General features: G+C 68.4%; 28 protein-coding genes. 18 read left to right on the plus strand and 10 right to left on the minus strand.

Features of this window, described 5'->3' with window-relative positions; all coding sequences use genetic code 11:
* The first annotated feature begins 9 nt into the window (after positions 1-9).
* From AWB94_RS20320 to AWB94_RS20355, 8 genes are all read left to right on the plus strand, one after another.
* On the plus strand, positions 10-321 hold the full coding sequence (locus tag AWB94_RS20320; protein ID WP_062657170.1) for a hypothetical protein: 312 nt from the start codon (positions 10-12) through the stop codon (positions 319-321).
* Positions 322-357: 36 nt separating this feature from the next.
* Complete coding sequence (locus AWB94_RS20325; protein WP_062657169.1) at positions 358-1,188, plus strand: undecaprenyl-diphosphate phosphatase; 831 nt, start codon at positions 358-360, stop codon at positions 1,186-1,188.
* Positions 1,185-1,886 (plus strand): histidine phosphatase family protein, encoded by a 702-nt coding sequence (locus AWB94_RS20330; RefSeq protein WP_062657168.1) that lies wholly within the window; start codon positions 1,185-1,187, stop codon positions 1,884-1,886. Before AWB94_RS20325 ends, AWB94_RS20330 begins: the two co-directional genes overlap by 4 nt.
* 33 nt (positions 1,887-1,919) lie before the next feature.
* Positions 1,920-2,507: an Rv2134c family protein gene (locus AWB94_RS20335; protein WP_062657167.1), complete on the plus strand. Its 588-nt coding sequence runs from the start codon at positions 1,920-1,922 to the stop codon at positions 2,505-2,507.
* Positions 2,488-3,354, plus strand: coding sequence for an Rv2133c family protein (locus AWB94_RS20340; RefSeq protein WP_109762283.1), 867 nt, complete (start codon positions 2,488-2,490; stop codon positions 3,352-3,354). The genes AWB94_RS20335 and AWB94_RS20340 overlap by 20 nt, the downstream gene beginning before the upstream one ends.
* The gene (locus AWB94_RS20345) at positions 3,354-4,154 is read left to right on the plus strand and encodes a 3'(2'),5'-bisphosphate nucleotidase CysQ (protein ID WP_062657165.1); all 801 of its coding nucleotides are present in this window, start codon (positions 3,354-3,356) and stop codon (positions 4,152-4,154) included. Before AWB94_RS20340 ends, AWB94_RS20345 begins: the two co-directional genes overlap by 1 nt.
* Before the next feature lie 113 nt (positions 4,155-4,267).
* Entirely contained in the window at positions 4,268-5,506 is a 1,239-nt protein-coding gene (gene mshC, locus AWB94_RS20350) for a cysteine--1-D-myo-inosityl 2-amino-2-deoxy-alpha-D-glucopyranoside ligase (protein ID WP_062657164.1), read from the plus strand.
* A gap of 40 nt (positions 5,507-5,546) precedes the next feature.
* Positions 5,547-6,437, plus strand: coding sequence for an SDR family oxidoreductase (locus AWB94_RS20355; protein ID WP_062657163.1), 891 nt, complete (start codon positions 5,547-5,549; stop codon positions 6,435-6,437).
* Between the two features lie 48 nt (positions 6,438-6,485).
* Here the strand turns inward: AWB94_RS20355 and AWB94_RS20360 are convergent, their stop codons facing one another.
* Positions 6,486-7,343: a PAC2 family protein gene (locus tag AWB94_RS20360; RefSeq protein WP_062657162.1), complete on the minus strand. Its 858-nt coding sequence runs from the start codon at positions 7,341-7,343 to the stop codon at positions 6,486-6,488.
* A gap of 82 nt (positions 7,344-7,425) precedes the next feature.
* On the opposite strand from AWB94_RS20360, the gene AWB94_RS35200 reads away from it, so the two are divergent.
* Together AWB94_RS35200 and metH are read left to right on the plus strand one after the other, a co-directional pair.
* Complete coding sequence (locus AWB94_RS35200; protein ID WP_165605335.1) at positions 7,426-7,572, plus strand: hypothetical protein; 147 nt, start codon at positions 7,426-7,428, stop codon at positions 7,570-7,572.
* Positions 7,573-7,778: 206 nt separating this feature from the next.
* On the plus strand, positions 7,779-11,537 hold the full coding sequence (metH, locus tag AWB94_RS20365) for a methionine synthase (RefSeq protein ID WP_234811814.1): 3,759 nt from the start codon (positions 7,779-7,781) through the stop codon (positions 11,535-11,537).
* A gap of 3 nt (positions 11,538-11,540) precedes the next feature.
* Here the strand turns inward: metH and AWB94_RS20370 are convergent, their stop codons facing one another.
* Positions 11,541-12,338 carry an SDR family oxidoreductase gene (locus AWB94_RS20370; RefSeq protein ID WP_062657258.1) on the minus strand — a complete coding sequence of 266 codons (798 nt, stop codon included), beginning with the start codon at positions 12,336-12,338 and terminating at the stop codon, positions 11,541-11,543.
* Positions 12,339-12,425: 87 nt separating this feature from the next.
* On the opposite strand from AWB94_RS20370, the gene AWB94_RS20375 reads away from it, so the two are divergent.
* Both AWB94_RS20375 and AWB94_RS20380 read left to right on the plus strand, forming a co-directional pair.
* Entirely contained in the window at positions 12,426-13,097 is a 672-nt protein-coding gene (locus tag AWB94_RS20375) for an HAD family hydrolase (RefSeq protein ID WP_062657257.1), read from the plus strand.
* A gap of 66 nt (positions 13,098-13,163) precedes the next feature.
* Positions 13,164-14,630, plus strand: coding sequence for a sugar porter family MFS transporter (locus AWB94_RS20380; RefSeq protein ID WP_062657160.1), 1,467 nt, complete (start codon positions 13,164-13,166; stop codon positions 14,628-14,630).
* On the opposite strand, the gene pth2 is transcribed toward AWB94_RS20380, so the two are convergent.
* On the minus strand, positions 14,627-14,971 hold the full coding sequence (pth2, locus tag AWB94_RS20385; RefSeq protein WP_062657159.1) for an aminoacyl-tRNA hydrolase: 345 nt from the start codon (positions 14,969-14,971) through the stop codon (positions 14,627-14,629). The genes AWB94_RS20380 and pth2 overlap by 4 nt on opposite strands.
* Before the next feature lie 41 nt (positions 14,972-15,012).
* Between pth2 and AWB94_RS20390 the strand changes: the two genes are divergently transcribed.
* From AWB94_RS20390 to AWB94_RS20405, 4 genes are read left to right on the plus strand one after another with little or no spacing between them, the layout of a single operon-like run.
* The gene (locus AWB94_RS20390; protein WP_062657158.1) at positions 15,013-15,294 is read left to right on the plus strand and encodes a phosphoribosyl-ATP diphosphatase; all 282 of its coding nucleotides are present in this window, start codon (positions 15,013-15,015) and stop codon (positions 15,292-15,294) included.
* A gap of 6 nt (positions 15,295-15,300) precedes the next feature.
* Positions 15,301-16,146, plus strand: coding sequence for an ATP phosphoribosyltransferase (gene hisG / locus AWB94_RS20395; RefSeq protein WP_062657157.1), 846 nt, complete (start codon positions 15,301-15,303; stop codon positions 16,144-16,146).
* 43 nt (positions 16,147-16,189) lie between these two features.
* Entirely contained in the window at positions 16,190-16,690 is a 501-nt protein-coding gene (locus AWB94_RS20400) for a DUF4126 family protein (RefSeq protein ID WP_062657156.1), read from the plus strand.
* 2 nt (positions 16,691-16,692) lie between these two features.
* Positions 16,693-18,072: an FAD-containing oxidoreductase gene (locus AWB94_RS20405; RefSeq protein ID WP_062657256.1), complete on the plus strand. Its 1,380-nt coding sequence runs from the start codon at positions 16,693-16,695 to the stop codon at positions 18,070-18,072.
* On the opposite strand, the gene AWB94_RS20410 is transcribed toward AWB94_RS20405, so the two are convergent.
* The 5 genes from AWB94_RS20410 to AWB94_RS20430 are packed head-to-tail and all read right to left on the minus strand — an operon-like array spanning position 18,056 to position 21,176.
* Positions 18,056-18,658, minus strand: coding sequence for a flavodoxin family protein (locus AWB94_RS20410; protein ID WP_062657155.1), 603 nt, complete (start codon positions 18,656-18,658; stop codon positions 18,056-18,058). The two genes, AWB94_RS20405 and AWB94_RS20410, sit on opposite strands and share 17 nt — an antisense overlap.
* 10 nt (positions 18,659-18,668) lie before the next feature.
* Positions 18,669-19,169, minus strand: a complete 501-nt coding sequence (locus tag AWB94_RS20415; protein ID WP_062657154.1) for an SRPBCC family protein — start codon at positions 19,167-19,169, stop codon at positions 18,669-18,671.
* Positions 19,166-19,504 (minus strand): ArsR/SmtB family transcription factor, encoded by a 339-nt coding sequence (locus tag AWB94_RS20420; RefSeq protein WP_062657153.1) that lies wholly within the window; start codon positions 19,502-19,504, stop codon positions 19,166-19,168. Before AWB94_RS20420 ends, AWB94_RS20415 begins: the two co-directional genes overlap by 4 nt.
* A 50-nt stretch (positions 19,505-19,554) precedes the next feature.
* Positions 19,555-20,352: a thioesterase family protein gene (locus AWB94_RS20425; protein ID WP_062657152.1), complete on the minus strand. Its 798-nt coding sequence runs from the start codon at positions 20,350-20,352 to the stop codon at positions 19,555-19,557.
* Entirely contained in the window at positions 20,349-21,176 is an 828-nt protein-coding gene (locus AWB94_RS20430) for a RecB family exonuclease (protein ID WP_062657151.1), read from the minus strand. The genes AWB94_RS20425 and AWB94_RS20430 overlap by 4 nt, the downstream gene beginning before the upstream one ends.
* A gap of 72 nt (positions 21,177-21,248) precedes the next feature.
* On the opposite strand from AWB94_RS20430, the gene AWB94_RS20435 reads away from it, so the two are divergent.
* Positions 21,249-22,079 (plus strand): tRNA (adenine-N1)-methyltransferase, encoded by an 831-nt coding sequence (locus tag AWB94_RS20435; protein ID WP_062657150.1) that lies wholly within the window; start codon positions 21,249-21,251, stop codon positions 22,077-22,079.
* Positions 22,080-22,094: 15 nt separating this feature from the next.
* Here AWB94_RS20435 and lppK read toward each other — a convergent pair whose 3' ends face one another.
* Positions 22,095-22,610, minus strand: a complete 516-nt coding sequence (gene lppK / locus AWB94_RS20440) for a lipoprotein LppK (RefSeq protein WP_062657149.1) — start codon at positions 22,608-22,610, stop codon at positions 22,095-22,097.
* A gap of 8 nt (positions 22,611-22,618) precedes the next feature.
* On the minus strand, positions 22,619-23,101 hold the full coding sequence (locus tag AWB94_RS20445) for an MTB12 family secreted protein (protein ID WP_109762281.1): 483 nt from the start codon (positions 23,099-23,101) through the stop codon (positions 22,619-22,621).
* 145 nt (positions 23,102-23,246) lie between these two features.
* On the opposite strand from AWB94_RS20445, the gene arc reads away from it, so the two are divergent.
* On the plus strand, positions 23,247-25,094 hold the full coding sequence (gene arc, locus AWB94_RS20450; RefSeq protein WP_062657148.1) for a proteasome ATPase: 1,848 nt from the start codon (positions 23,247-23,249) through the stop codon (positions 25,092-25,094).
* Positions 25,095-25,127 lie beyond the last annotated feature (33 nt).

Genomic DNA, 25,127 nt, shown 5'->3' on the forward strand with positions numbered 1-25,127 from the left:
GGTGCCGGTATGGCTCTCGTGCCGGACTTCCTGATTGACCATGAGTTTGCCATCGAGGACATCTCGACCGGCGTGCACGCAAGCGGTTTCGGCATGCTCGCTGGTGGCCGCAGCTTTTCCTTCCACGTGCAGGAACGTCAGTCGTTGGTGGTCGAGGTCTACCGGCCGCGACTGAGCGGGCTCGTCCCGCTCGAGGAGGACATCGTGGCGGTGGCCACCCACAGCCTCACCGACGTCGACCTGTCCGATGAGCGAAGCCTGGCCGCCGCGGTCCGCGACGCCGTGGCGACCGCCGAGCCGGTGGAGCGCAACGCACGCTGACAACGGACCCACGGTACGGTCGTCCGCGTGACTGACGTGTCGTGGCTCCAGGTGGTCGTGTTATCGATAGTCCAGGGCCTGACCGAATTCCTGCCGGTGTCCTCGTCCGGGCATCTCGCGATCGTCTCCGAGGCGTTCTTCGGCCGCGACGCCGGGGCGTCGTTCACCGCCGTCATCCAGATCGGCACCGAGATCGCGGTGCTCATCTACTTCGCGCGCGATATCGGCCGGATCCTCACCGCGTGGTTCGGCGGCCTGTTCGACGCCGGGCGCCGCACCGCCGACTACTGGCTGGGCTGGTGGGTGATCCTGGGCACCATCCCGATCGGCATCGCCGGCCTGGTGTTCAAGCACTACATCCGCGACGACATCCGCAATCTGTGGATCATCGCCACCGCGCTGGTGGTGTTCTCGGCGGTGATCGCCGCCGCGGAGTACTTCGGCAGGCAGACCCGCGAGATCACCCAGTTCACCTGGCGGGACAGCCTCATCGTCGGCACCTCGCAGGCGCTGGCGCTGATCCCCGGCGTGTCCCGGTCCGGCGTCACGATCAGCGCGGGACTGTTCCTCGGCCAGAAACGCGAGGCCGCGGCCAGGTTCGGCTTCCTGCTCGCCATCCCAGCGGTGCTGGCGTCGGGACTGTTCTCCCTGCCCGACGCCTTCCACCCCGAGGGTGCCGGGCAGAGCGCGACCGGGCCGCAACTGCTGGTGGGCACCGTGATCGCGTTCGTCATCGGCTACGCCGCGATCGCCTGGTTCCTGAAATTCCTGATCCGGCACAGCATGTACTGGTTCGTCGGATACCGGATCATCGTCGGGGTGACCGTGTTGATCCTGCTGGGCACCGGCGTGATCGGGGCCCAGTGACCGTCATCCTGTTGCGGCACGGCCGTTCGACCTCCAACACCGCGCACACGCTGGCCGGTCGCTCCGAGGGGGTCGACCTCGACGAGAAGGGCCGCGAACAGGCCGCCGCGGTGGTCGACCGGATCGGCACGCTGCCGGTCAAGGCGATCGTGCGCTCACCCTTGCTGCGCTGCGCCACCACCGTCGCGCCCCTGGCCGCCGCGCTCGAGCTGCAGCCAACCGTCGACGACCGCATCTCCGAGGTCGACTACGGCGCCTGGACCGGCCGCAAGATCGCCGACCTGGTCAAGGAACCGCTGTGGGCGGTGGTGCAGCAACAGCCCAGCGCCGCGGTGTTCCCCGACGGTGAAGGCCTGGCCCAGGTACAGGCCAGGGCCGTCGAGGCCGTCCGGGAGCACGACCGCCGGCTGGCCGCCGAGCACGACGGCGATGTGTTGTGGGTGGCCTGCACCCACGGCGATGTCATCAAGGCGGTGCTGGCCGACGCGCTGGGCACGCACCTGGACAGCTTTCAGCGCATCACTGCCGACCCGGCGTCGATGAGCGTCATCCGCTACACCGACACCCGGCCGTTCGTGCTGCACGTCAACCACACCGGCAGCGGCCTGACCGCCGCCCTGACCCCCAAGCCCGCCGGCGAGCCCGGTGCCGAGGCCGCGCCCGCCACGGATGCGGTTGTCGGCGGCTCCACCGACTGAGTCCTGGCCCGTACCGGTATTTTGAAAGGTGCCATGGCACGCGCAATTCACGTCTTCCGCACACCCGACCGCTTCGTGGCCGGGACCGTCGGGCAGCCCGGGAACCGCACGTTCTACCTGCAGGCGGTGCACGACAAGCGGGTGATCTCGGTGATGCTGGAAAAGCAACAGGTGGCCGTGCTCGCCGAGCGCATCTCGGCGCTGCTGGTCGAGATCAACCGCCGTTTCGGTACCCCGATCCCGCCGGACACCGGCGAGGTGGACGACCTCAACCCACTGGTCACTCCCGTGGACGTGGAATTCCGGGTGGGCACGATGGGCCTGGGCTGGGATTCCGAGGCGCAGACGGTGGTGGTCGAGCTGTTGGCGGTGTCCGAGACCGAGTTCGACGCGTCGGTGGTGCTCGACGACGCCGAAGACGGGCCCGACGCCGTGCGGGTGTTCCTCACGCCGGAGTCGGCGCGAGAATTCGCCAACCGGTCCAACCGGGTCATCTCCGCGGGCCGGCCGCCGTGCCCACTGTGCGATGAACCGCTCGATCCGGAAGGCCACATCTGTGTCCGCACCAACGGCTACCGGCGCGGCGCGTTCGGCGGAGCCGATGATGACACCGAATCCTGACCGGGAGCGGGCGCACCGGGTTCTCGCGCACGGCGACCTGACCGTCATCGGACGGATCCGCTCGGCCAGCAACGCGACCTTCCTGTGCGAGGCCCGGCTCAAGGACGGCCTCGAGGACCACCAGGAACACTGTGTGTACAAGCCGGTGGCGGGGGAGGCCCCGCTGTGGGATTTCCCGGACGGCACGCTGGCCGGCCGCGAGTTCGCCGCCTACCTGGTGTCCGCCGCCCTGGACTGGAACATCGTGCCCTACACCATCATTCGGGACGGGCCGGCCGGCCCGGGGATGGTGCAGCGGTGGGTGGACCAACCCGGTGACGCGTTGTCCGAGCAGGACCCCGCCGAAGACGCCGACAACCCCGACACCGCCGGCCCGGACCTCGTCGACCTGGTGCCCGCCGGGCAGCTACCGCAGGGCTACCTGCCCATCCTGCAGGCCTACGACTACGCCGGGGCCGAGGTGACCCTGGTACACGCCGACACCGACGCGCTGCGGCGGATGGCGGTCTTCGACGTGGTGATCAACAACGCCGACCGCAAGGGTGGCCACATCCTGGCCGGCGTGGACGGCGGCGTGTACGGGGTCGACCACGGGGTGAGCCTGCACGCCGAGGACAAATTGCGCACCGTGTTGTGGGGCTGGGCCGGTAAGCCGGTCGAGGACGCCAACCTGACGGCCGTCGCACGGTTGGGGCGGCGTCTCGACGGTGAGTTGGGCGCCCAGCTGGGTGCGCACATCACCGACCGTGAGGTTGCCGCCTTACAGTCGAGAATCATTGCGCTACTTGATAATCCGGTGATGCCGACGCCCGATCGGCACCGGCCCATCCCGTGGCCGGCGTTCTAGTGGGTTCCGCCCCGCTCACCGATGCCGACGTCGCCGCCACCGTTGCGGCCGAGGCCGGCCGTCTGCTGCTCGCGGTTCGCGACGAGGTCGGCTTCTACGATCCGTACGACCTCGGCGATGCCGGCGACCGCCGGGCCAACACGTTGATCCTCGACCGGCTGCGGGAACTGCGCCCGGGCGACGCGGTGCTCTCCGAGGAGGCCGCCGACGACCTGTCCCGCGTGCACGCCGACCGCGTGTGGATCGTCGACCCGGTGGACGGTACCCGCGAATTCTCCCTGCCGGGGCGGGCGGACTGGGCAGTGCACATCGCCCTCTGGCAACGCGACACGCCCGCAGCCGGAACTGCGGCAACCGGCACCGACGCCGCCGGTGCCATCACCGACGCCGCGGTGGCACTGCCGGCCATCGGCCAGGTCTACCGCACCGACACCGTCACCCCGCCGCCCCCACGCGCCGACGGACCGATCCGCATCACCGCCAGCACCTACCGGCCGCCCGCGGTGCTGTGGTGGCTGCGCGACCATCTCGACGTCGAGCTGGTGCGGATCGGCTCGGCCGGCGCCAAGGCGATGGCGGTGGTGCGCGGCGACGTGGACGCCTACATCCATGCCGGCGGGCAGTGGGAGTGGGATTCGGCCGCACCGGCCGGGGTGGTGCAGGCCGCCGGCCTGCATGCCACCCGGCTGGCGGGGGAGCCGCTGGTGTACAACCGCCGCGATCCGTACCTGCCCGATCTGCTGATGTGCCGGCCGGAGCTGGCCGGGATCCTGCTGGACACCATCAGGTCCGCACACTGATCCGGGAATGGAATGCCCGTCGATGTTGTCGGTATTCGTCAGCACCGCGATGTCGGCACCACCGACGGGCCCGACGGGAGAGCACGCTGAGCGCACACCTTAGAGTCGACGTCATGCAGTCGTGGCCGGCGCCGACCGTTCCCAAGTTGCCCGGTGCGGGCGTACCGTTGCGGCTGTTCGACACCGCCGACCGCCAGGTCCGTCCGGTCTCGCCGGGACGGACCGCCACCATGTACGTCTGCGGGATCACCCCGTATGACGCAACACATCTGGGGCATGCGGCCACCTACCTGACCTTCGACCTGGTGCACCGGTTGTGGCTGGACGCCGGGCACGGCGTGCACTACGTGCAGAACGTCACCGACGTCGACGACCCGCTGTTCGAACGGGCCGCCCGGGACGGCATCGACTGGCGCGAGCTGGGCGACCGCGAGACGCAACTGTTCCGCGACGATATGACCGCGTTGCGGGTGCTGCCCCCGCGGGATTACGTCGCCGCCACCGACACCGTCGGCGAGGTGGTCGAGCTGGTGGAGAAACTGCTGGCCTCGGGTGCGGCCTACGTCGTCGACGACGCCGAGTACCGCGACATCTATTTCCGCGCCGACGCCACCGAACAGTTCGGCTACGAATCCGGGTACGACCGGGACACCATGCTGCGCTTCTTCGCCGAACGCGGTGGCGACCCGGACCGGGCCGGCAAGGCCGACCCGCTGGACGCCCTGCTGTGGCGGGCCCAGCGCCCCGGCGAGCCGAGCTGGCCGGCCTCGTTCGGGCCGGGCCGGCCCGGCTGGCATATCGAGTGTGCGGCCATCGCGCTCAATCGCATCGGCAGCGGATTCGACATCCAGGGCGGCGGGTCGGACCTGATCTTCCCGCATCACGAATTCTCGGCCGCGCACGCCGAATCCGTCACGGGCGAACGCAGATTCGCCCGGCATTACGTGCACAGCGGCATGATCGGCTGGGACGGGCACAAGATGAGCAAGAGCCGCGGCAACCTGGTGCTGGTGTCTCGGCTGCGTGCCGACGGGGTGGACCCGGCGGCGGTGCGACTGGGCCTGTTCGCCGGGCACTACCGGGCGGACCGGTTCTGGAGCGCCGATGTCCTCGACGATGCGCAGGCCCGGCTGGCCCGATGGCGGCAGGCCGCGGCACTGCCCGCCGCTCCGGATGCCACCGATGTGCTCAGCCGGGTCAGGCACTACCTGGCAGATGATCTCGATACGCCGAAAGCCCTTGCCGCCCTGGATGGTTGGGTCACCGACGCGCTCACTTACGGCGGTGCCGACCCGAGCGCGCCCCGCCTGGTGGCCGATATCGCCGACGCGTTGCTCGGAGTGGCCCTCTGACCCCATTCCCGTGACCGCGGGTACCGGGTAGCTTGGACGCATGTCCGCAAGGTATGCCGTCGACGGCAAGGTCGTGTTCATCACCGGGGGCGCCCGCGGCGTCGGCGCCGAGGTCGCCCGCCGGCTGCGCGCCAAAGGGGCCCGGCTGGTGCTCACCGACCTCGACGAGGCTCCGCTGGCCGACCTGGCGGCCGAACTCGGCGGGGCCGACCACGTGCTCACCGCCCTCGCCGACGTGCGGGACCTGCCGGCCATGCAGCGGGCCGCGGACGCGGCCGTGCAACGATTCGGCGGTATCGACATCGTGCTGGCCAACGCCGGCATCGCCAGCTTCGGGTCGGTGCTCCAGGTCGACCCGGAGGCGTTCAAACGCGTCCTCGACGTCAACGTGGTCGGGGTGTTCAACACCGTGCGGGCCACGCTGCCTGCGGTGATCGCCCGCCGTGGTTACGTGCTGGTGGTGTCCTCGTTGGCGGCGTTCACGTCCGCACCGGGGCTGTCGGCCTATCACGCCTCCAAGGCCGGCGCCGAGTACTTCGCGAACACCCTGCGCCTGGAGGTCGCCCACCTCGGGGTGGACGTCGGGTCGGCGCACATGAGCTGGATCGACACCCCGCTGGTGCAGGACGCCAAGGCCGACCTGTCGGCGTTCCAAGAGATGCTGTCCAAGCTGCCGCCCCCGCTGAACCGCACCACCACCGTGCAGGCCTGCGGCGCGGCATTCGTCAAGGGCATCGAGGGCCGCCGCAAGCGCATCTATTGCCCGGGCTGGGTGGGCGCGTTCCGCTGGATCCGGCCGCTGGTGTCCACCGACGTGGCCGAACGCGATATCCGCAAGATGACCCCGGAGTTACTGCCCAAGCTGGACGCAGAGGTCGCCGCGCTGGGCCGGTCGCTCAGCGCGCGCACCGAGGCGCTGGAGAAGCCTTAACGCCTGTGTCTGATGTGGCCGCTCAGCGCCTCTGTCTGATGTGGCCGCTCAGCGGCCGCGTCTGCGCAGGTAGCGCTCGAACTCCGCCGCCAGCGCATCCCCGTCGATCTTGCCGAGCGCCTCGTTCATGTCCACCTCGGCATCCCCACGTTCCTCCAGGGACTGCACATACTCGGCGATCTCGTCGTCCTCGGTGGTCATCTCGGTGACCGCCTGCTCCCACTCCTCGGCCTGCGTCACCAGATCGCCCAGCGGAACCTCGATGTCGAGCACGTCCTCGACCCGCCGCAGCAGCGCGACGGTCGCCTTCGGGTTGGGCGGCTGCGAGACGTAGTGCGGCACCGCGGCCCAGAACGTCACCGCCGGGATCCCGGCCTGTACGCAGGCGTCCTGGAACACTCCGGCAATGCCGGTCGGGCCCTCGTACCGGGTTTCCTCCAGGCCGAAGAACTTCGCCGAATCGGCGGAGTAGGCCGCCCCGGACACCGGAACCGGCCGGGTGTGCGGCGTGTCGGCCAGCAAGGCACCCAGGATCACGACGGTGTCGACGTTGAGCTTGTCGGCGATGGCCAGCAGCTCCGCGCAGAAGGTGCGCCAGCGCATATTGGGTTCCACACCGTGCATCAGCACGATATCGCGGTCACTGCCGGGTGGGCGGCAATGCGAGATCCGCATCGACGGCCACACCAGTTCCCGGGTCACACCGTCCACCTGGCGGATCACCGGGCGATTCACCTGGTAGTCGTAGTAGGCCTCGTCGTCGATCTCGACGATCGTCTCGGCTTCCCACATCGCGTCCAGGTGTTCCAGTGCGTCGCTGGCGGCATCACCCGCATCGTTCCAGCCTTCGAAGGCCGCGACGATGATGGTGTTGCGCAGATCGGGCAGGCCATCCGACGGGGTCACACCTTCAGCGTAAGCCCTGCACCGGGTGCAGGAGCGGCATCGCCCCGCCAATGAATTTGGCTAGACGGACTACTCTGTTGGTGTGACCGCCCGTACCGAACGGCCCTATGCGACCGACCTGCTCGACGTGCTGACCCAGCGCGCCATGGCGGGCCTCGGCGCCCTGGGCACCCGAATGTGGGCTGGGGCCGCGGTCGACACGAAATACGTTCGGCTGCAATCTGGTTAGGGTTGTAACTACGACAGTGCCGTCGAAATCCGCGAGCCGTCGGCCGCGACGATGAAGTGGGCGTCCAGACGTCGACCCTGTGACGACGTAGACTTTTTACCGCCGAGAGGCGTTGCAACGGTTGCTGGAGGGGATCGCCGGGTCCCGCCCGGGAGCCGCCACGCTCGGCGAAGTCAAGGACGCCTTCCGCTACGGAAGGAACACACGTGAGCGCTGACGTGACCGCCTCGAACTTCGAACCCAACATCCGTCCCGACTGCACCGACGAGCTGACCGCCGAGCTGCGCCGGCGGATCGTCGTGATCGACGGTGCGATGGGCACGGCGATCCAGCGCGACCGACCCGACGAGGCCGGCTACCGCGGCGAGCGGTTCAAGGACTGGCCGAGCGACCTGGTGGGCAACAACGACCTGCTCACCCTCACACAGCCGCACATCATCTCCGGCATCCACCGCGAGTACCTCACAGCGGGCGCCGACATCATCGAGACCAATACGTTCAACGCCAACGCGGTCTCGCTCGCCGACTACGGTCTGGCCGAACTCGGCTACGAGCTCAACTACGCCGGCGCGGCCCTGGCCCGCAGCGCCTGCGACGAGTTCGCCACCCCCGACAAGCCCCGTTATGTCGCCGGGGCGCTCGGGCCGACGACGCGGACCGCGTCCATCTCGCCGGACGTCAACGATCCGGGGGCGCGCAACGTGTCCTACGACCAGCTGGTGGCCGCGTACTCCGAGGCCGCCAGGGGCCTCGTCGACGGCGGTGCCGACCTGCTCATCGTCGAGACGATCTTCGACACGCTGAACGCCAAGGCCGCGATCTTCGCGATCGAGTCGCTGTTCGAGGAGCGCGGCCGCCGCTGGCCGGTGATCATCTCGGGCACCATCACCGACGCGTCCGGACGCACGCTGTCCGGACAGGTCACCGAGGCATTCTGGAACTCGATCCGGCACGCCAAGCCGCTCGCGGTGGGGCTGAACTGCGCCCTGGGCGCCCCGGAGATGCGGCCCTACCTCGCCGAGATGTCGCGCATCGCGGACACCTTCGTCTCGTGCTATCCGAATGCCGGTCTGCCCAACGCCTTCGGTGAGTACGACGAGACCCCGACGCGGCAGGCCGGCTACGTCGCCGAATTTGCGCGCGCCGGTCTGGTCAACATGGTCGGCGGCTGCTGTGGCACGACACCGGCGCACATCGCCGACATCGCCGAGGTCGTCGAGGGCGTGCGGCCGAGGGACGTACCGCGCATCCCGGTGGCCACCCGGCTCGCCGGCCTGGAGCCGCTCAACATCACCGACGAGTCGCTGTTCGTCAACATCGGCGAGCGCACCAACATCACCGGCTCCGCCCGGTTCCGCAACCTGATCAAGGCGCAGGACTACGACACCGCGCTGTCGGTGGCCCTGCAGCAGGTCGAGGTCGGTGCGCAGGTCATCGACATCAACATGGACGAAGGCATGATCGACGGCGTCGCCGCGATGGACCGGTTCACCAAGTTGGTCGCGGCCGAGCCCGACATCAGCCGCGTCCCCGTGATGATCGACTCCTCCAAGTTCGAGGTCATCGAGACGGGCCTGAAGAACGTGCAGGGCAAGCCGATCGTCAACTCGATCTCCCTGAAGGAGGGCGAGGAGAAGTTCGTCCGCGAGGCCCGGCTGTGCCGTAAGTACGGCGCCGCGGTGGTCGTGATGGCCTTCGACGAACAGGGGCAGGCCGACAACCTGGAGCGCCGCAAGCAGATCTGCGGGCGCGCCTACCGCATCCTGACCGACGAGGTCGGCTTCCCGCCCGAGGACATCATCTTCGACCCGAACTGCTTCGCGCTGGCCACCGGTATCGAGGAGCACGCGACGTACGGGATCGACTTCATCGACGCCTGTGCGTGGATCAAGGAAAACCTGCCCGGGGTGCACATCTCGGGCGGTATCTCGAACGTCTCGTTCTCGTTCCGCGGTAACAACCCGGTCCGCGAGGCCATCCACGCGGTGTTCCTGTTCCACGCCATCAAGGCCGGCCTGGACATGGGCATCGTGAACGCCGGTGCGCTGGTGCCCTACGATTCGATCGACCCCGAGCTGCGCGAACGTATCGAGGACGTCGTGCTGAACCGGCGCGAGGACGCCGCCGAGCGGCTGTTGGAGATCGCCGAGCGGTTCAACAAGACCGAGAAGGCCGACGATGCGGGTGCCGCCGAATGGCGCAGCCTCCCGGTGCGGGAACGGATCACGCACGCGTTGGTCAAGGGCATCGACGCGCACGTCGACGATGACACCGAGGAGCTGCGGGCCGAGATCGCCGCCGCGGGCGGACGGCCGATCGAGGTGATCGAGGGCCCGCTGATGGACGGGATGAACGTCGTCGGCGACCTGTTCGGTTCCGGCAAGATGTTCCTGCCCCAGGTGGTGAAGTCCGCGCGGGTGATGAAGAAGGCGGTCGCATACCTGCTGCCGTACATCGAGGCGGAGAAGGCCGAACTCTTACCCGGCGAAACGGCCAAGAAGGACACCAACGGCACCATCATCATGGCCACCGTGAAGGGCGACGTCCACGACATCGGCAAGAACATCGTCGGGGTTGTCCTGCAATGCAACAACTTCGAGGTGATCGACCTCGGCGTGATGGTGCCCGCGAGCAAGATCCTGGACGCGGCCAAGGAGCATGACGCCGACATCATCGGACTGTCCGGCCTGATCACCCCGTCACTGGACGAGATGGTCAACTTCGCCGTCGAGATGGAACGCGAGGGCCTGCAGATCCCGCTGCTGATCGGCGGCGCGACCACCTCGCGGGCGCATACCGCGGTCAAGGTGGCCCCGCGCCGGTCCGGTCCGGTGGTCTGGGTCAAGGACGCGTCCCGGTCGGTGCCGGTCGCGGCCGCGCTACTGGACGACAAGCAGCGCCCGGCACTGCTGGAGGCCACCGAGAAGGACTACGCGTCGTTGCGGGAGCGGCACGCCCAGAAGAACGAACGGCCGATGCTCACGCTGGAGAAGGCGCGGGCCAACCGCACGCCTGTCGACTGGGACGGCTACACACCGCCGGTGCCGGCCCAGGGGCTCGGGGTGCGAGAGTTCACCGATTACGACGTCAGCGAGTTGCGCGAGTACATCGACTGGCAGCCGTTCTTCAACGCCTGGGAGATGAAGGGCCGCTTCCCCGACATCCTGAACAACCCGGCGTCGGGCGAGGCCGCCCGCAAGCTGTACGACGACGCCCAGGAGATGCTCGACACGCTGATCAAGGAGAAGTGGCTGACCGCCAACGGCGTGATCGGTTTCTTCCCCGCCAACGCCGTCGGTGACGACATCGAGGTGTACGCCGACGAGACGCGCACCGAGGTGCTGACCACGCTGCACAACCTGCGCCAGCAGGGCGAGCACCGCGACGGCATCCCGAACCGGTCGCTCGGCGATTTCGTCGCGCCGAGGGAGACGGGGATCCCGGATTTCATCGGTGCCTTCGCCGTCACCGCGGGGCTGGGGAGCGCGGACAAGATCGCCGAGTTCAAGGCCGATCACGACGACTACAGCGCCATCCTGCTGGAGTCACTCGCCGACCGGCTGGCCGAGGCGTTCGCCGAGCGGATGCACGAACGGGTCCGCAAGGAGTTCTGGGGTTACCAGCCCGACGAACAGCTGGACAACGAGGCGCTCATCGCCGAGAAGTACACCGGCATCCGCCCGGCCCCCGGCTACCCGGCCTGCCCGGAGCACACCGAGAAGGTCACGCTGTTCTCGTTGCTGGAGGCCACCGAGCGCACCGGCATCGAGCTGACCGAGTCGATGGCCATGTGGCCGGGCGCCGCCGTCAGCGGGTGGTATTTCTCGCACCCGCAGTCGCAGTACTTCGTGGTCGGGCGGCTGGCCCAGGACCAGGTCGCCGACTACGCCAAGCGCAAGGGGTGGACGCTGAAGGAAGCCGAGCGCTGGCTGGCGCCCAACCTGGGCTACAACCCGGAGGACTGAACCTCAGGCGAACACCTCACGATGGCGGGATGCCCAGTGCGCCATGGTTTCGGCGGGTGTCCCGGTGAGCACCTCGACGTTGTCGTTGGCGGCCTGCGGTTCCGGTTCGCCCTCCCACAGGTCGAGGTACCACCCCGCGCCGTCGCCCATGACCGGCCGCAGCAGCGCCTCGGCTTCGGCACGGCTGCACCTCCGCGCCTCGACGGGCATGCCCAGGCCGAGACCGATCTGCCGCGCGATCTCCGCGCGGCTGATCGCCACCGGTCCGGTCAGTTCGTACATCCGGCCCAGGTGCGCGTCGCGTGGGTGGGCCAGCAGGTGGGCGGCGACGCGGGCGATGTCGTCCATGGACACCGGCGCCTCGACGGCGTCGGGCGCCACGTCGCGCACCAGGCCCGTGCGGATCTGGGGCGCCCACATGGCGAAGTTGTCGCAGAACTCGCCGGGCCCGAGCTGCGTGCTGGGGACCGGCGCGGCGGCCACGGTGTCCGCGTGCTGCTGCCAGTGCGCGCCGCCGGACAGCGCCACCAGGTACTCGACCCCCGCCGCCGCAACGTGTTCGAGGGCGATATCGAGGGTGGGCGGGTGCGGCGCGAGGTAGACGCTGTGCACCCCGGCCAGTGCGGCGGGCAGCGTGTCAGGCCGGCCGAGGAAGCCTGTGACGACTTGCACACCGTCGGGCAGGTTCGCCTTGGCCGGGTTGGTGGTCAACGCGCGGATATCGCGGACGCCCAGGTCGAGAAGCCGGTCGACGACCTTGCGGCCGATATTTCCGGTGGCGCCCGTCACAAGGACCGTCATGACGACCACCCTAACCACGGCGACCGACAGCCCCGGATTTTCGGCGGCTCCCTCGTCGATGACAGAATCGAGCACATGCATTCGCCGCTGCGGGCCGTCCTCTTCGATATGGACGGCACCCTGGTCGACAGCGAGAAACTGTGGGACGTCGGCATGCACGCGTTGTACGCCCAAATGGGCGGAGTGATGTCCGAGGAGTCCCGGGCGGCGACCGTCGGCGGCTCGGCCGAGAGCGTGATGGTGCACACCTACCGGGATCTGGGGCGCGAGCCCGACCCGGCGGCGATGGCCGCCTCCATCGACTGGCTGCACGTGTACGTGGGGGAGCTCTTCGAGGGCGGGCTGCCGTGGTGCGCCGGTGCCCGCGAACTGCTGGACGCGCTGCTGGCGGATGACGTCCCGATGGCGTTGGTGACCAACACCCGCCGCGACCTCACCGAGAAGGCGCTCGAAAGCATTGGCCGGCACTACTTTTCGGTGACCGTATGCGCCGACGAGGTGCCGCACGGCAAACCCGCCCCGGACCCGTACCGGCGGGCCGCGCAGTTGCTGGGGCTGGCCCCGGCACAGTGCCTGGCCATCGAGGACTCGATCACCGGCACCACCGCCGCGGAAGCGGCAGGTTGCCCGGTGGTGGTGGTGCCCAACGATATTGCGGTACCCACCAGCCCACGACGGCACCTCGTCTCGTCACTACAGGATGTCGATGTCGCCGTGCTGCGGGATATCCACTCGGGACTCGCCACGGAAGTGGCCTGACGACGGTCCCGGCTGTGCGATGGTGAGGACACACCGATCACGCATTGCCGCGGGAAAGGACTTTTCATGTCTCATGGTCCGGTAGCCGGCGACGGTCCGTCCGTCTTCGGCGACGAGAGGCACACGTCGGGCACCAGCGCGGTGCGCATCGCCTCGGTGGCGGCTCTGGGTGGTCTGCTGTTCGGCTACGACAGCGCCGTCATCAACGGCGCCGTCGCGTCCATCTCCCAGGACTTCGGTGTCGAAGGCCTCACCCTGGGCAACGCGGTCGCCTCGGCGCTGCTCGGCGCCGCGGTGGGCGCCATGACCGCCGGCCGGATCGCCGACCGCATCGGACGAATCACGGTGATGAAGATCGCGGCGGTGCTGTTCTTCATCAGCGCCATCGGCACCGGGCTGGCGCCGAACGTCTGGGTACTGGTCTTGTTCCGCATCGTCGGTGGCATCGCGGTCGGCATCGCCTCGGTCATCGCGCCCGCCTACATAGCCGAGACGTCGCCGCCGCGGATTCGCGGCAGGCTGGGCTCGCTGCAGCAACTCGCGATCGTGTCCGGCATCTTCCTGTCGCTGGCCATCGACTACGTCCTGGCCCAGATCGCCGGTGGCGCCAACGAGACCTTGTGGCTCGGCCTCGATGCCTGGCGCTGGATGTTCCTGGTCATGATGGTGCCTGCCGTCGTGTACGGGCTGCTGACGTTCACCATTCCCGAGTCGCCGCGGTATCTCGTTGCCAGCCACAAGGTTCCGGAAGCCCGCAGGGTGTTGAGCATGCTGCTGGGCGAGAAGAATCTCGAGATCACCATCGACCGGATCAAGGAGACGCTGGAGCGCGAGGACAAGCCGTCCTGGCGTGACCTGCGCAAACCGGGTGGCGGGTTCCTGCGCCTCTACGGCATCGTATGGGTGGGTCTGGGCCTGTCGATCTTCCAGCAGTTCGTCGGCATCAACGTGATCTTCTACTACTCCAACCTGCTCTGGGAAGCGGTCGGATTCTCCGAAGGCGACTCGTTCCTCATCACGGTGATCACCTCGGTGGTGAACATCGTCACCACCCTCATCGCCATCGCCCTGGTCGACAAGATCGGCCGCAAGCCGCTGCTGTTGATCGGTTCGACGGGCATGGCGGTCTCGTTGATCACGATGGCGGTCATCTTCGGTACCGCGTCGCTGGACGCGGCGGGCAAGCCGTTCCTGGGTGATGTGGCCGGACCGGTGGCGCTGGTCGCCGCCAACGTGTTCGTGATCGCCTTCGGCATGTCGTGGGGTCCGGTGGTGTGGGTACTGCTGGGCGAGATGTTCCCGAACCGCATCCGCGCGGCGGCGCTCGGCCTGGCCGCGGCCGGGCAATGGGCGGCGAACTGGTTGATCACCGTCTCGTTCCCCAAGCTCAGCGACCACCTGGGCGTGGCCTACGGGTTCTACGGACTGTGCGCGGTGCTGTCGTTCGTGTTCGTCCTGCGCTGGGTGCGGGAGACCAAGGGTGTCTCACTGGAAGACATGCATGCCGAGCTGCTGCACGACGGCAAGGGTTAGAGCAGCCGCAAGCCACCGGTGATCGGGTCGAGGTTGTCGGCGGTGTCAGGCCCGATCGCCGCGCACGTCGGGGTGGGCACCCCGCCGAATTCGGTTCGGCCCGAATCCACGATGCCGCGCGCGATCAATCCCGCGGCCTGCGCCCTGGCGACGATCTCGGACAGTTCCTGCTCGCCGTCCACCCCGACGCAGATCTTGGTGAAGTGACCGTCGAGCCACTCGACCACACGCGGGTCGGTCAGGTTCTCCACGACGGCGGCGACCGCCGCGTGCGCCCCCTGGGCGACCATCTTGCCCTTGCGCATGTTCAGATCGGTGCGCATCACGATGATCTGTTTCACGTGCCCATCATGACCACCCGTGCAAATCGGCTGGGGCCCACGTGAAAGAATCGCAGGTCGTGAAGACCTTCGACGGCCTGTTCGCCGAGCTCAGTGAGAAAGCACAGACCCGGCCCGCCGGCAGCGGAACCGTTGCCGCGCTGGACGCCGGGGTGCACGGGCTGGGCAAGAAGATCCTCGAAGAGGCCGGTGAGGTGTGGCTGGCCGCCGAGCACGAGGATGACGACGCGCTCGCCGGGGAGATCAGCCAGCTGCTGTACTGGACGCAGGTGCTCATGCTCGCCCGTGGTCTCACGCTCGACGACGTCTACCGGAAGCTGTGAGAGAGAATGCTCCGTATCGCCGTGCCCAACAAGGGCGCGCTCAGCGAATCCGCCGCCGAGATCCTCTCCGAGGCCGGCTACCGGCGGCGCACCGATCCCAAGGACCTCACCGTCGTCGACCCGGCGAACAACGTCGAGTTCTTCTTCTTGCGGCCCAAAGATATTGCCATCTATGTCGGGTCCGGACAGCTGGACCTCGGCATCACGGGCCGTGATCTGGCTGCCGAATCCGACGCCCCGGTGCGTGAGCGGCTGGCCCTGGGTTTCGGCTCGTCGACCTTCCGCTACGCGGCCCCGCGGGGACAGTCCTGGACCGAGGACGACCTGCAGGGTAGGCGGATCGCCACCGCCTACCCGAACCTGGTGCGGAAAGATCTTGCCGCCAAGGGAATCGAGGCGACGGTCATCCGGCTCGACGGCGCGGTGGAGATCTCCATCCAGCTCGGCGTGGCCGATGTGATCGCCGATATCGTCGGCTCCGGTCGCACCCTTGGGCTGCACAACCTGGTGGCGTTCGGGGCGTCGCTGTGCGATTCCGAGGCAATCCTGATCGAACGCGCGGACAGTGCGCCCGATCCGGCGCGCGACCAGCTGGCCGCCCGGGTACAGGGCGTGGTGTTCGGACAGCAATACCTGATGCTGGACTACGACTGCCCGCGCAGTGTGCTGGAGCAGGCCACCGCGGTGACACCGGGACTGGAATCGCCGACGATCGCCCCGCTGGCCGACCCGGACTGGGTGGCCGTGCGGGCGCTGGTGCCGCGGCGTGAGGTCAACGCGATCATGGACCGGTTGGCCGCCATCGGGGCCAAGGCGATCCTGGCCTCCGATATCCGGTTCTGCCGATTCTGATTCACCCCGCCACCAGCGCCTGGGCCGTGTTAGCGTCCCCGGTATGACCGTGGTGGTGGTGCTGCTGCTCGCGTTGTTGATCGGTGTGGTGGCCGGGCTCCGGGCGCTCACCCCACCGGCGGTGGTGGCCTGGGCCGGGGCGCTGGGCTGGATCAACCTGGACGGCACCTGGGTTCAGTGGCTGACCCATCCCATCACCCTCACGGTGTTGACCATTCTGCTCGTCGTCGAATTGGTCACCGACCAGCTGCCGTCCACCCCGAGCCGAAAAGTGCCGCCACAGTTCGGCGCCCGGTTGCTGACGGGTGCATTCGCGGCCGCGGTATTGGTCACCGGCGCCATCTACCAGGCCAAGACGGGAACCATCGTCTCCGGTGTCGGTGCAGGCATCATCGGCGCCGTGCTGGGCACCCTGGGCGGGGCCGAGGCGCGTACCCGGTTGGTGGCCCGCATCGGCGGACGTGACCTGCCGATCGCACTGACCGAGGATGTCGTTGCCGTCGCCGGCGGGTTCGCCGTCGCTGCCGCTGCCTCGCTGCTATGACCATGGCAAGCGACACAACGTCTTTCGACGCGATCATCATCGGCGCGGGCCAGGCCGGCCCGCCGCTGGCAGGGCGGCTGACCGACGCGGGACAGCGGGTGGCCGTCATCGAACGTCACCTGGTCGGCGGCACGTGCGTCAACAGCGGATGTATCCCCACCAAGACGCTGGTGGCCAGTGCCTACGCCGCACACCTGGCCCGGCGTGGCGCGGAGTACGGCATCGGTACCGGCGATATCACCGTCGACATGACAAAAGTGAAGGCCCGCAAGGACAAGATCATGCTCGACGACCGCGCGGGCGTCGAGAGCTGGATCGAGGGCATGCACGGCGCCACCCTGATCCGCGGGCACGCCCGGTTCGTCGATCCGCACACCGTCGACGTCGACGGACGGCTGTTGCGCGCCGACCGGTTCTATCTGAACGTCGGCGGCCGCGCCGCGGTACCGGACCTGCCCGGCCTGGACGGCATCGACTATCTGACCAACGTCTCGATCCTGCAGCTGGACGCGGTGCCCGAGCATCTGGTCGTGATCGGCGGCAGCTACATCGGCCTGGAGTTCGCGCAGATGTACCGGCGGTTCGGCGCGCAGGTCACGGTCGTCGAACGCGGGCCGCGACTGGCCTCCCGGGAGGACGAGGACGTCTCGGCCGCCATCCGCGACATCCTGGAGGCCGAGGGCATCACGGTGCACACCGATGCGGCGGACATCCGATTCGAGAAGCGGGACAACGGAATTGCCGTCACCCCGAACGCGGGGGTTGCCCCCGTTGTCGGCAGTCACGTACTGATGGCCGTCGGACGGCGGCCCAACACCGACGATCTGGGACTCGAGCACGCCGGGGTGCAGACCGACGCCCGCGGCTACGTCGTCGTCGACGACCAACTGCGCACCAGCGCCGAGCACATCTGGGCGATGGGGGACTGTAACGGCAAGGGCGCGTTCACCCACACGTCCTGGAACGACTACGAGATCGTCGCCGCCAATCTGCTCGACGACGATCCGCGCCGGGTCAGCGATCGCATCACCACCTACGGGCTGTTCATCGACCCGCCGCTGGGCCGGGCCGGCCTGACCGTCGAGCAGGTGCGCCGTTCGGGCCGAAAAGCCTTGGTGGGTAAGCGCCCGATGACCCGGGTGGGGCGCGCGGTGGAGAAGGGCGAAACCCAGGGTTTCATGAAGGTGGTCGTGGACGCCGAAACCCAGGAGATCCTGGGCGCTGCGATTCTCGGGGTGGGCGGTGACGAGGTGGTGCACCTGATTCTCGACGTGATGACCGCCAAACTGCCCTACACCGCCATCTCGCGCACCATGCACATCCACCCCACGGTGAGCGAGTTGGTGCCGACGATGCTGCAGGAGCTCAGACCGCTGCAGTAGCGGCCCGGCCGGCCTTGAACTGAGCGGTGACCACCGCGACCCGGTGGCCCAGATGCTCGCAGGTGGCCAGGTCGGCGGGATGCACCTGGTCGGGGTCGGCGTCGACATCGGTCTGGGTGCCTGCGCCGAGCCAGAAGCCGAGCCGGTTGAGGTCGTACTCGCTGCCGCCGGCGCTGTTCCAGCCCGCGCCCAGACCCAAACTCACCCAATGCATGTGGTGCTGCGCGGCGAACACCGACAACGAGATCAGGGCGGTCATCTTGTCACCGCTCTTGGCGCCGGAGTTGGTGAATCCCGCCGCGATCTTGTCCCGCCAGGCGCCCTCCATGCAGCGCCGGCCGGTCCGCTCGGCGAAGGCCTGGAATCCGGCCGAGACGTTCCCCATATAGGTGGGCGTCCCGAAGATGAGCGCATCGGCGGCGTCGATGGTGTCCCAGTCCGCCGGGGTCAGGGTCTCGGCGGGAAACAGCCGGACCTGCGCGCCGCCGCGTCGCGCACCCTCGGCGACCGCGTCGGCCAGGGTGGCGGTATGCCCGAAACCCGAATGGTGGACGATGCCGATGTGTGGGAAGAGGTTGGGGGACATGACATCTCCTTCAGGGCGTGATGGAGTCTGCGATTTCGCGGTAGCGCTGCTGCCAGTCCGGCAGCGGCTGCCCGGCCAGATGTGCGGTGAGCCGGTCGAGGAAGGCGTGGGTACCGGGACGGAAGCCCTTGGCGCCGGGAACCGACAGACCTCGGTGGGTGAAGCGCAGCAGGGTGCCGTCGACGTCCGGGCTCAGCTCGTAGCGCACCACACCGCCCTTGACGCCCAGGATCTGTTGCTGCCATTCGTGTTCGAACACGTGCGGTGGATCCCAGACCAGGATGCGGCCCGAGACCCGGGTGCGCTCGGGCGGATACGGCGGCCCGTTCGGAATCATCTCGATCAGTCCGCCCGGGCGCGCGTCGATGGTGGTGGCACCCATCCACCGGGTGCGCTGGGCCGGCTCGGTGATTGCCGACCACACCGCCTCCACGGGGTAGGGCAGCCGGCGTTCGAAACGCAGCGTGGCCAGCTCGCCCTGGACGATGAGTTCCCCCTCGTGCCGGCTCATCTCATGCCAGACCCTTCTCCCGTCGCTTCGCTCGCCCGGGCGTCCAGGTGCTCCTCGAGCGCATCGAGGTGCGCCGACCAGAACTGTCGGTACTGCTCGATCCACCGGTCCATCTCGACCAGGCCGGCGGCGCGCAGGGCGTAGACCCGCCGCTGGGCGTCGGCACGGACCTCGACGAGCCCGACCTCGCGCAGGATGCGCAGGTGCCGGGATACCGTCGGCTGGGTCAGCCCAGGCAGGGCGGCGACGAGCTGGCCGGCGGTGCGTTCCCCGGTGCGCAGCGCGTCGAGCAGGGTGCGCCGATTCGGCTCGGCGACGGCCTCGAACGCGTCCATGGTCCGAGTATTGCAATTGATCTATATAGACGCAAGAGCATATAATCGGGTCATCGACGCTGCACGAGCAGCGTCTGCGCCGATGTGCCGATGAAACCGTGCCGGTCGAAGATCTCCGCGCTGGTGACGCCGATCCCGTCCGGGCCGATCGAGCCACGCGAGCGCAGCGCGAAATCGGCCCCGACCGGTGCGCGGTGCAGATGCACGGCGGTGTCGGTGTTCATGAACACGAACTCGTCAGGGTCGAGCGCCGCACCCACCCCGTTGGCCGAATCGACCACCAACGCCAGCCGCTGCAGATCCGTCAGCGGTTCCGTGTCGACGAGCGGCACCAGCGGGCTCATCCAGGTCACCGCGGCCTGAGCCGGATCGGTGTGCTGGGCGCGCCAGCTGACCGTCTCCAGGTATCCCGGGACGCCCATCCAACCGTGCGGGGCGTCCCTGGCCGGTCCCTCGGTCAGTGGTGGGTAGCGGTCGGTCACCGCGTCGTGGGTGTCGCTGGTGGCCAGCAGCCAGGCGCTCACCGTGGCCACCGCGCGATCGGTACCGTCCGGGCGGGTGGCCAGCATCTCGGCGTCCACCTTGGCGATCCGGGCGCCGGGGCGCACCACCCGGGCGCGCACCTTCACCGGTGCCACCGGGATCGCGCCGAGGATGTCCAGCAGCAGCCGGCCGACCCGCAGCTCGGGCCGATCGGCACACAGCTCCTCGATTGCCTTGGTCAGCAACGCCAACGGCGGCGAACCGTGCTGGATCGCGGGATCCCAGTTGCTCGCGGTGCCGACGGTGGACTCGAACACGGCGAGGTCACCGTCGGAACCCGTCCGGCGGTAGTAGCAGTCGATCATGCAGGGGACTCCGCAGGTCCGGTGGACACGGGCCAGCCGGGATACGGCGGGGGAGTGCCGCCGAACTCCGGACAGCGGTCGCGGTGGCTGCACCAATCGCACAGCCGCGACGGCTGCGCCCGGAAATCGCCTGTCACACCGGCGGATTGGATGGCCCGCCAGATCGCCATCAAGGTGCGCTCGAAGCGCTCGAGCTCATCGCGTTCGGGGGTGTAGTCCAGTACCTCACCGTCGGCCAGATACAGCAGCCGCAGCCGCGCGGCCAGCACACCCCGCGAGCGCAGCAGCGCCACCGCGTAGAACTTCATCTGGAACAGCGCCTTCGCTTCCGCGAACGGCACCCGGCCGGTCTTGTAGTCGACCACCCGCAGCTCCCCGGTGGGCGCGACATCGATGCGGTCGACGAAACCGCGCAGCAGCGTGCCGTCGGCCAGCTCGACCTCGACCCGCTGTTCGCAGCTCTGCGGGTCGAACCGGGTCGGGTCCTCCAGCCGGTAGTACCCGGCCAGCAGCTTGCGCGCCTCGCCGAGCAGGTCGTCGCGCAGGCCCGGTTCGAGCTCGCCGAGTTCCGGCGACTCCGAGAGCACCCGCTCCCAGGCCGGACCGATCAGCTCCAGGGCGGTGTCCTGGCCGCGCTGCTCGGCGGGCAGGCCGTAGAGCTGCTCCAGGGCGGCGTGCACCACCGACCCGCGCACCTGGGGGATGGACGTCGGCTCCGGCAGCCGGTCGATGGCGCGGAACCGGTACAGCAGCGGACACTGCTTGAAATCGGCGGCGCGCGACGGCGACAGCGCCGGCCGTCGCAAGGTCAGGGGCACGCTCATGACGCTCAGCCTAGGTTCCGGTACCGACAGCGGTTGGCAGCCGCGACGGCGTTTCTGGCAGGCTGACGTTCCGTGTCTACTACCGGTCCTTTCGTCGTCGGCGATCGTGTTCAGCTCACCGACGCCAAGGGGCGGCACTACACGATGGTGCTCGAACCCGGCGCGGAGTTCCACACGCACCGCGGTGCGCTGGCCCACGACGACGTGATCGGGCAGCCCGAAGGCAGCGTGGTGAAGTCGGCCAACGGCGATCAGTTCCTGGTGCTGCGGCCGCTGTTGATCGACTATGTGCTGTCCATGCCGCGCGGCGCGCAGGTGATCTACCCCAAGGACGCCGCCCAGATCGTGCACGAGGGCGACATCTTTCCCGGCGCGCGCGTGCTCGAGGCGGGGGCCGGTTCGGGCGCCCTGACCTGCTCACTGCTGCGCGCAGTCGGCCCGCAGGGGCAGGTGATCTCCTACGAGGTGCGCGACGACCACGCGGTGCATGCCATCCGCAATGTCGAGACGTTCTTCGGGGAACGCCCGGCCAACTGGGAGCTGGTGATCGCCGATCTGGCCGAGTACGCCGGTCCGCAAGTGGACCGCGTGGTGCTCGACATGCTCGCGCCGTGGGAAGTGCTGCACGCGGTGTCGGAGGCGCTGATCCCGGGCGGCGTGCTGATGGTCTATGTCGCCACCGTGACCCAGCTGTCCAAGACCGTCGAGGCGCTGCGTGAGCAGCAATGCTGGACCGAACCGCGGTCATGGGAGACCCTGCAGCGCGGCTGGAACGTGGTGGGCCTGGCCGTCCGGCCGCAGCACAATATGCGCGGGCACACGGCGTTTCTGGTCTCCGCGCGCCGGCTGGCACCCGGGACCATCACACCCACACCGCTGAAGCGGCGCAAACAGCAGGTCTGAAACCGCCGACAGCGATCAGCGGGGCGGGACCGGGGCGGACGTGTCCTGGCCCATGTCCAGCAGCTGATCGGCGGTGGCCCGGGTGAGCTGCCAGCCGCTGCCGGCGGGCGTGAACTGCATGGGATAGACGAACGGTTTCGCGTCGGGGGCGGCCGACGTGATCCTGATGGTGGCCACCACGTCGCCCGGTTGGCCGGGCGCCCAAGCCAGGTCGGTCGCCCGGATATCGAGCGGGGGCAGCCGGTTGTCGGCCAGCGCGTGACCGAACTTGTCCAGCGCCGGGGCCTCCTCCGGTGTGGCGTACTGCACCAGGGTCACCTTTTGTTCGGCAGGAACCGAGATATCGGCGAGTCGCGCCAGCACATCGGTGAGCGCCTCGGGTGCGGGCAACTGGGCCTGGGCGGGCGGGGCCGCCACCGAACTGATGGTGGCGGTGGGCGCCGGCGGTACGGGTTCCGGGCTGCACCCGGACAGTCCGAGCGCCGCCATCGCGATGGCGGCGCCGCGAACTGTTACCGAATGGCGGGACACCGGCCCGATCAGACCGCCGACAGCAACGCCAGGGCCGAGTCTTTCGAGATCTGCCAGCCGGTGGGGCTCGGGCCTGCGACGAAGGTCACAGTCTGCGAGGCCGACGCGCCGGTGGCGGCCGTGGCCGTCACGTCGGCCGTGGCGAAGCCCTCACCCTCGTCGATGGCCGACAGCGCGAAGGTGAGTGGGAACTGGCCCTTGGCGGCGGCGTTGCGGTACGCGCGATCCGCGGCGATGGTCTCGATGCGGCCGAGGCCACCCTGGATGTAGGCGGCTTTGCCGGAGAACGATCCGGGACCGGCAAGGCCGTTGAGCGTCTGCACCAACGGCGCTTCCAGCTGCGGCGCCGGGGTCTGCGGCAGCGGGGTTCCCCACGCAGCCGGGGTGATGGCGGGCGCGCCGCCCGATGCAACCGATGTCACAGTCCCCGTCGCGGCGGCGGCCACTACCGCGGCGGCGGCCATACCGGTAATGAGGGATTTCTGGATCACAGTGGTCCTTTCAATTGGGCCAGCTCATCAAGAGGTTAACAACCGTTGCTGGTGTGTCGAATTCCTAGACCGCACACAAAGGCTGAATCGCCGGTAGCGTTGAAGTTGTTACTGCGCCAACATTCGGTGCGGGAGGGAGCGCAACATGAGCGAGTCAGAGCGTTCAGAGAATTTTCGCGAGGATCTGAACACACCACTTTCCGACGATGACGCTGCCGAACTGGAGCGGCTGCGCCGCGAGACCGCGGCGCTGCGCGAACAGCTCGAAGATGCCGTGGGTGCATCCAGCGGATTGCGGACCGCCCGTGATGTACACCAGCTCGAAGCACGCATCGACTCCCTGGCGTCCCGCAACGCCAAGTTGATGGACACCCTCAAAGAGGCCAGGCAGCAACTGCTGGCCCTGCGCGAGGAGGTCGACCGGCTGGGCCAGCCGCCCAGCGGCTACGGGGTGCTGCTGGCGACCCATGACGACGACACCGTCGACGTCTTCACCTCGGGGCGCAAGATGCGGCTCACCTGCTCACCCAACATCGATACCAGCACGCTCAAGCAAGGTCAGACCGTGCGGCTCAACGAGGCCCTCACGGTGGTCGAGGCCGGCACCTTCGAGGCCGTCGGCGAGATCAGCACACTGCGCGAGATCCTGTCCGACGGTCATCGTGCGCTGGTGGTCGGGCACGCCGACGAGGAGCGCATCGTGTGGCTGGCCGAACCGTTGGTCGCCGCCGAGTTCCTGCCCGAGGGTGTCGACATCGCCGCGCCCGACGACCTCAACGGACTGGACGACCAGCCCCGCAAGCTGCGTCCCGGCGATTCGCTGTTGGTCGACACCAAGGCCGGCTACGCGTTCGAGCGCATCCCGAAGGCCGAGGTCGAGGATCTGGTGCTGGAGGAGGTGCCCGACGTCAGCTACGGCGACATCGGCGGCCTGACCCGCCAGATCGAACAGATCCGCGACGCCGTGGAGCTGCCGTTCCTGCACAAGGACCTGTATCGCGAGTACGCGCTGCGCCCACCCAAGGGCGTGCTGCTCTACGGTCCGCCCGGGTGCGGTAAGACGTTGATCGCCAAGGCGGTCGCCAACTCGCTGGCCAAGAAGATGGCCGAATTGCGCGGTGAGGAGTCCCGGGAGGCCAAGAGCTACTTCCTGAACATCAAGGGCCCCGAGTTGCTCAACAAGTTCGTCGGTGAGACCGAGCGCCACATCCGGCTGATCTTCCAGCGGGCGCGCGAGAAGGCCTCCGAGGGCACCCCGGTGATCGTGTTCTTCGACGAGATGGACTCGATCTTCCGCACCCGCGGCACCGGTGTGAGCTCTGACGTGGAGACCACCGTGGTGCCGCAGCTGCTGTCGGAGATCGACGGTGTGGAAGGTCTGGAGAACGTCATCGTGATCGGCGCCTCCAACCGCGAGGACATGATCGACCCGGCGATTCTGCGGCCCGGCCGCCTCGACGTGAAGATCAAGATCGAGCGCCCGGATGCCGAAGCGGCACAGGACATCTTCAGCAAGTACCTCACCGAGGACCTGCCCGTCAACGCCGATGATCTCGACGAGTTCGGCGGCGACCGCGCACTCACCATCAAGTCGATGATCGAGAAGGTCGTCGACCGGATGTACGCCGAGATCGACGACAACCGGTTCCTGGAGGTCACCTACGCCAACGGGGACAAGGAGGTCATGTACTTCAAGGACTTCAACTCCGGCGCCATGATCCAGAATGTCGTGGACCGGGCCAAGAAGTACGCGATCAAGTCGGTGCTGGAGACCGGGCAGAAAGGTCTGCGCATCCAGCATCTGCTGGACTCCATCGTCGACGAGTTCGCCGAGAACGAAGACCTGCCCAACACCACCAACCCGGACGACTGGGCCAGGATCTCCGGCAAGAAGGGCGAGCGGATCGTGTACATCCGCACGCTGGTCACCGGCAAGAGTTCGTCGGCGAGCCGGGCCATCGACACCGAGTCCAACCTGGGTCAGTACCTCTAGGCACCGCAGGCGGTTTTCGGTGGTTGACTCAGG

Source organism: Mycolicibacterium canariasense (assembly GCF_002101555.1).
Classification (GTDB): Bacteria; Actinomycetota; Actinomycetes; order Mycobacteriales; family Mycobacteriaceae; genus Mycobacterium; species Mycobacterium canariasense.

Coding starts and splice junctions, on each gene's coding strand:
- AWB94_RS20320 (WP_062657170.1), top strand. CDS start 10: ATGGCTCTCGTGCCGGACTTCCTGATTGACCATGAGTTTGCCATCGAG.
- AWB94_RS20335 (WP_062657167.1), top strand. CDS start 1,920: ATGGCACGCGCAATTCACGTCTTCCGCACACCCGACCGCTTCGTGGCC.
- AWB94_RS20340 (WP_109762283.1), top strand. CDS start 2,488: ATGATGACACCGAATCCTGACCGGGAGCGGGCGCACCGGGTTCTCGCG.
- mshC (WP_062657164.1), top strand. CDS start 4,268: ATGCAGTCGTGGCCGGCGCCGACCGTTCCCAAGTTGCCCGGTGCGGGC.
- AWB94_RS20355 (WP_062657163.1), top strand. CDS start 5,547: ATGTCCGCAAGGTATGCCGTCGACGGCAAGGTCGTGTTCATCACCGGG.
- AWB94_RS20370 (WP_062657258.1), bottom strand. CDS start 12,338: ATGACGGTCCTTGTGACGGGCGCCACCGGAAATATCGGCCGCAAGGTC.
- AWB94_RS20380 (WP_062657160.1), top strand. CDS start 13,164: ATGTCTCATGGTCCGGTAGCCGGCGACGGTCCGTCCGTCTTCGGCGAC.
- hisG (WP_062657157.1), top strand. CDS start 15,301: ATGCTCCGTATCGCCGTGCCCAACAAGGGCGCGCTCAGCGAATCCGCC.
- AWB94_RS20400 (WP_062657156.1), top strand. CDS start 16,190: ATGACCGTGGTGGTGGTGCTGCTGCTCGCGTTGTTGATCGGTGTGGTG.
- AWB94_RS20405 (WP_062657256.1), top strand. CDS start 16,693: ATGGCAAGCGACACAACGTCTTTCGACGCGATCATCATCGGCGCGGGC.
- AWB94_RS20410 (WP_062657155.1), bottom strand. CDS start 18,658: ATGTCCCCCAACCTCTTCCCACACATCGGCATCGTCCACCATTCGGGT.
- AWB94_RS20415 (WP_062657154.1), bottom strand. CDS start 19,169: ATGAGCCGGCACGAGGGGGAACTCATCGTCCAGGGCGAGCTGGCCACG.
- AWB94_RS20420 (WP_062657153.1), bottom strand. CDS start 19,504: ATGGACGCGTTCGAGGCCGTCGCCGAGCCGAATCGGCGCACCCTGCTC.
- AWB94_RS20425 (WP_062657152.1), bottom strand. CDS start 20,352: ATGATCGACTGCTACTACCGCCGGACGGGTTCCGACGGTGACCTCGCC.
- AWB94_RS20430 (WP_062657151.1), bottom strand. CDS start 21,176: ATGAGCGTGCCCCTGACCTTGCGACGGCCGGCGCTGTCGCCGTCGCGC.
- arc (WP_062657148.1), top strand. CDS start 23,247: ATGAGCGAGTCAGAGCGTTCAGAGAATTTTCGCGAGGATCTGAACACA.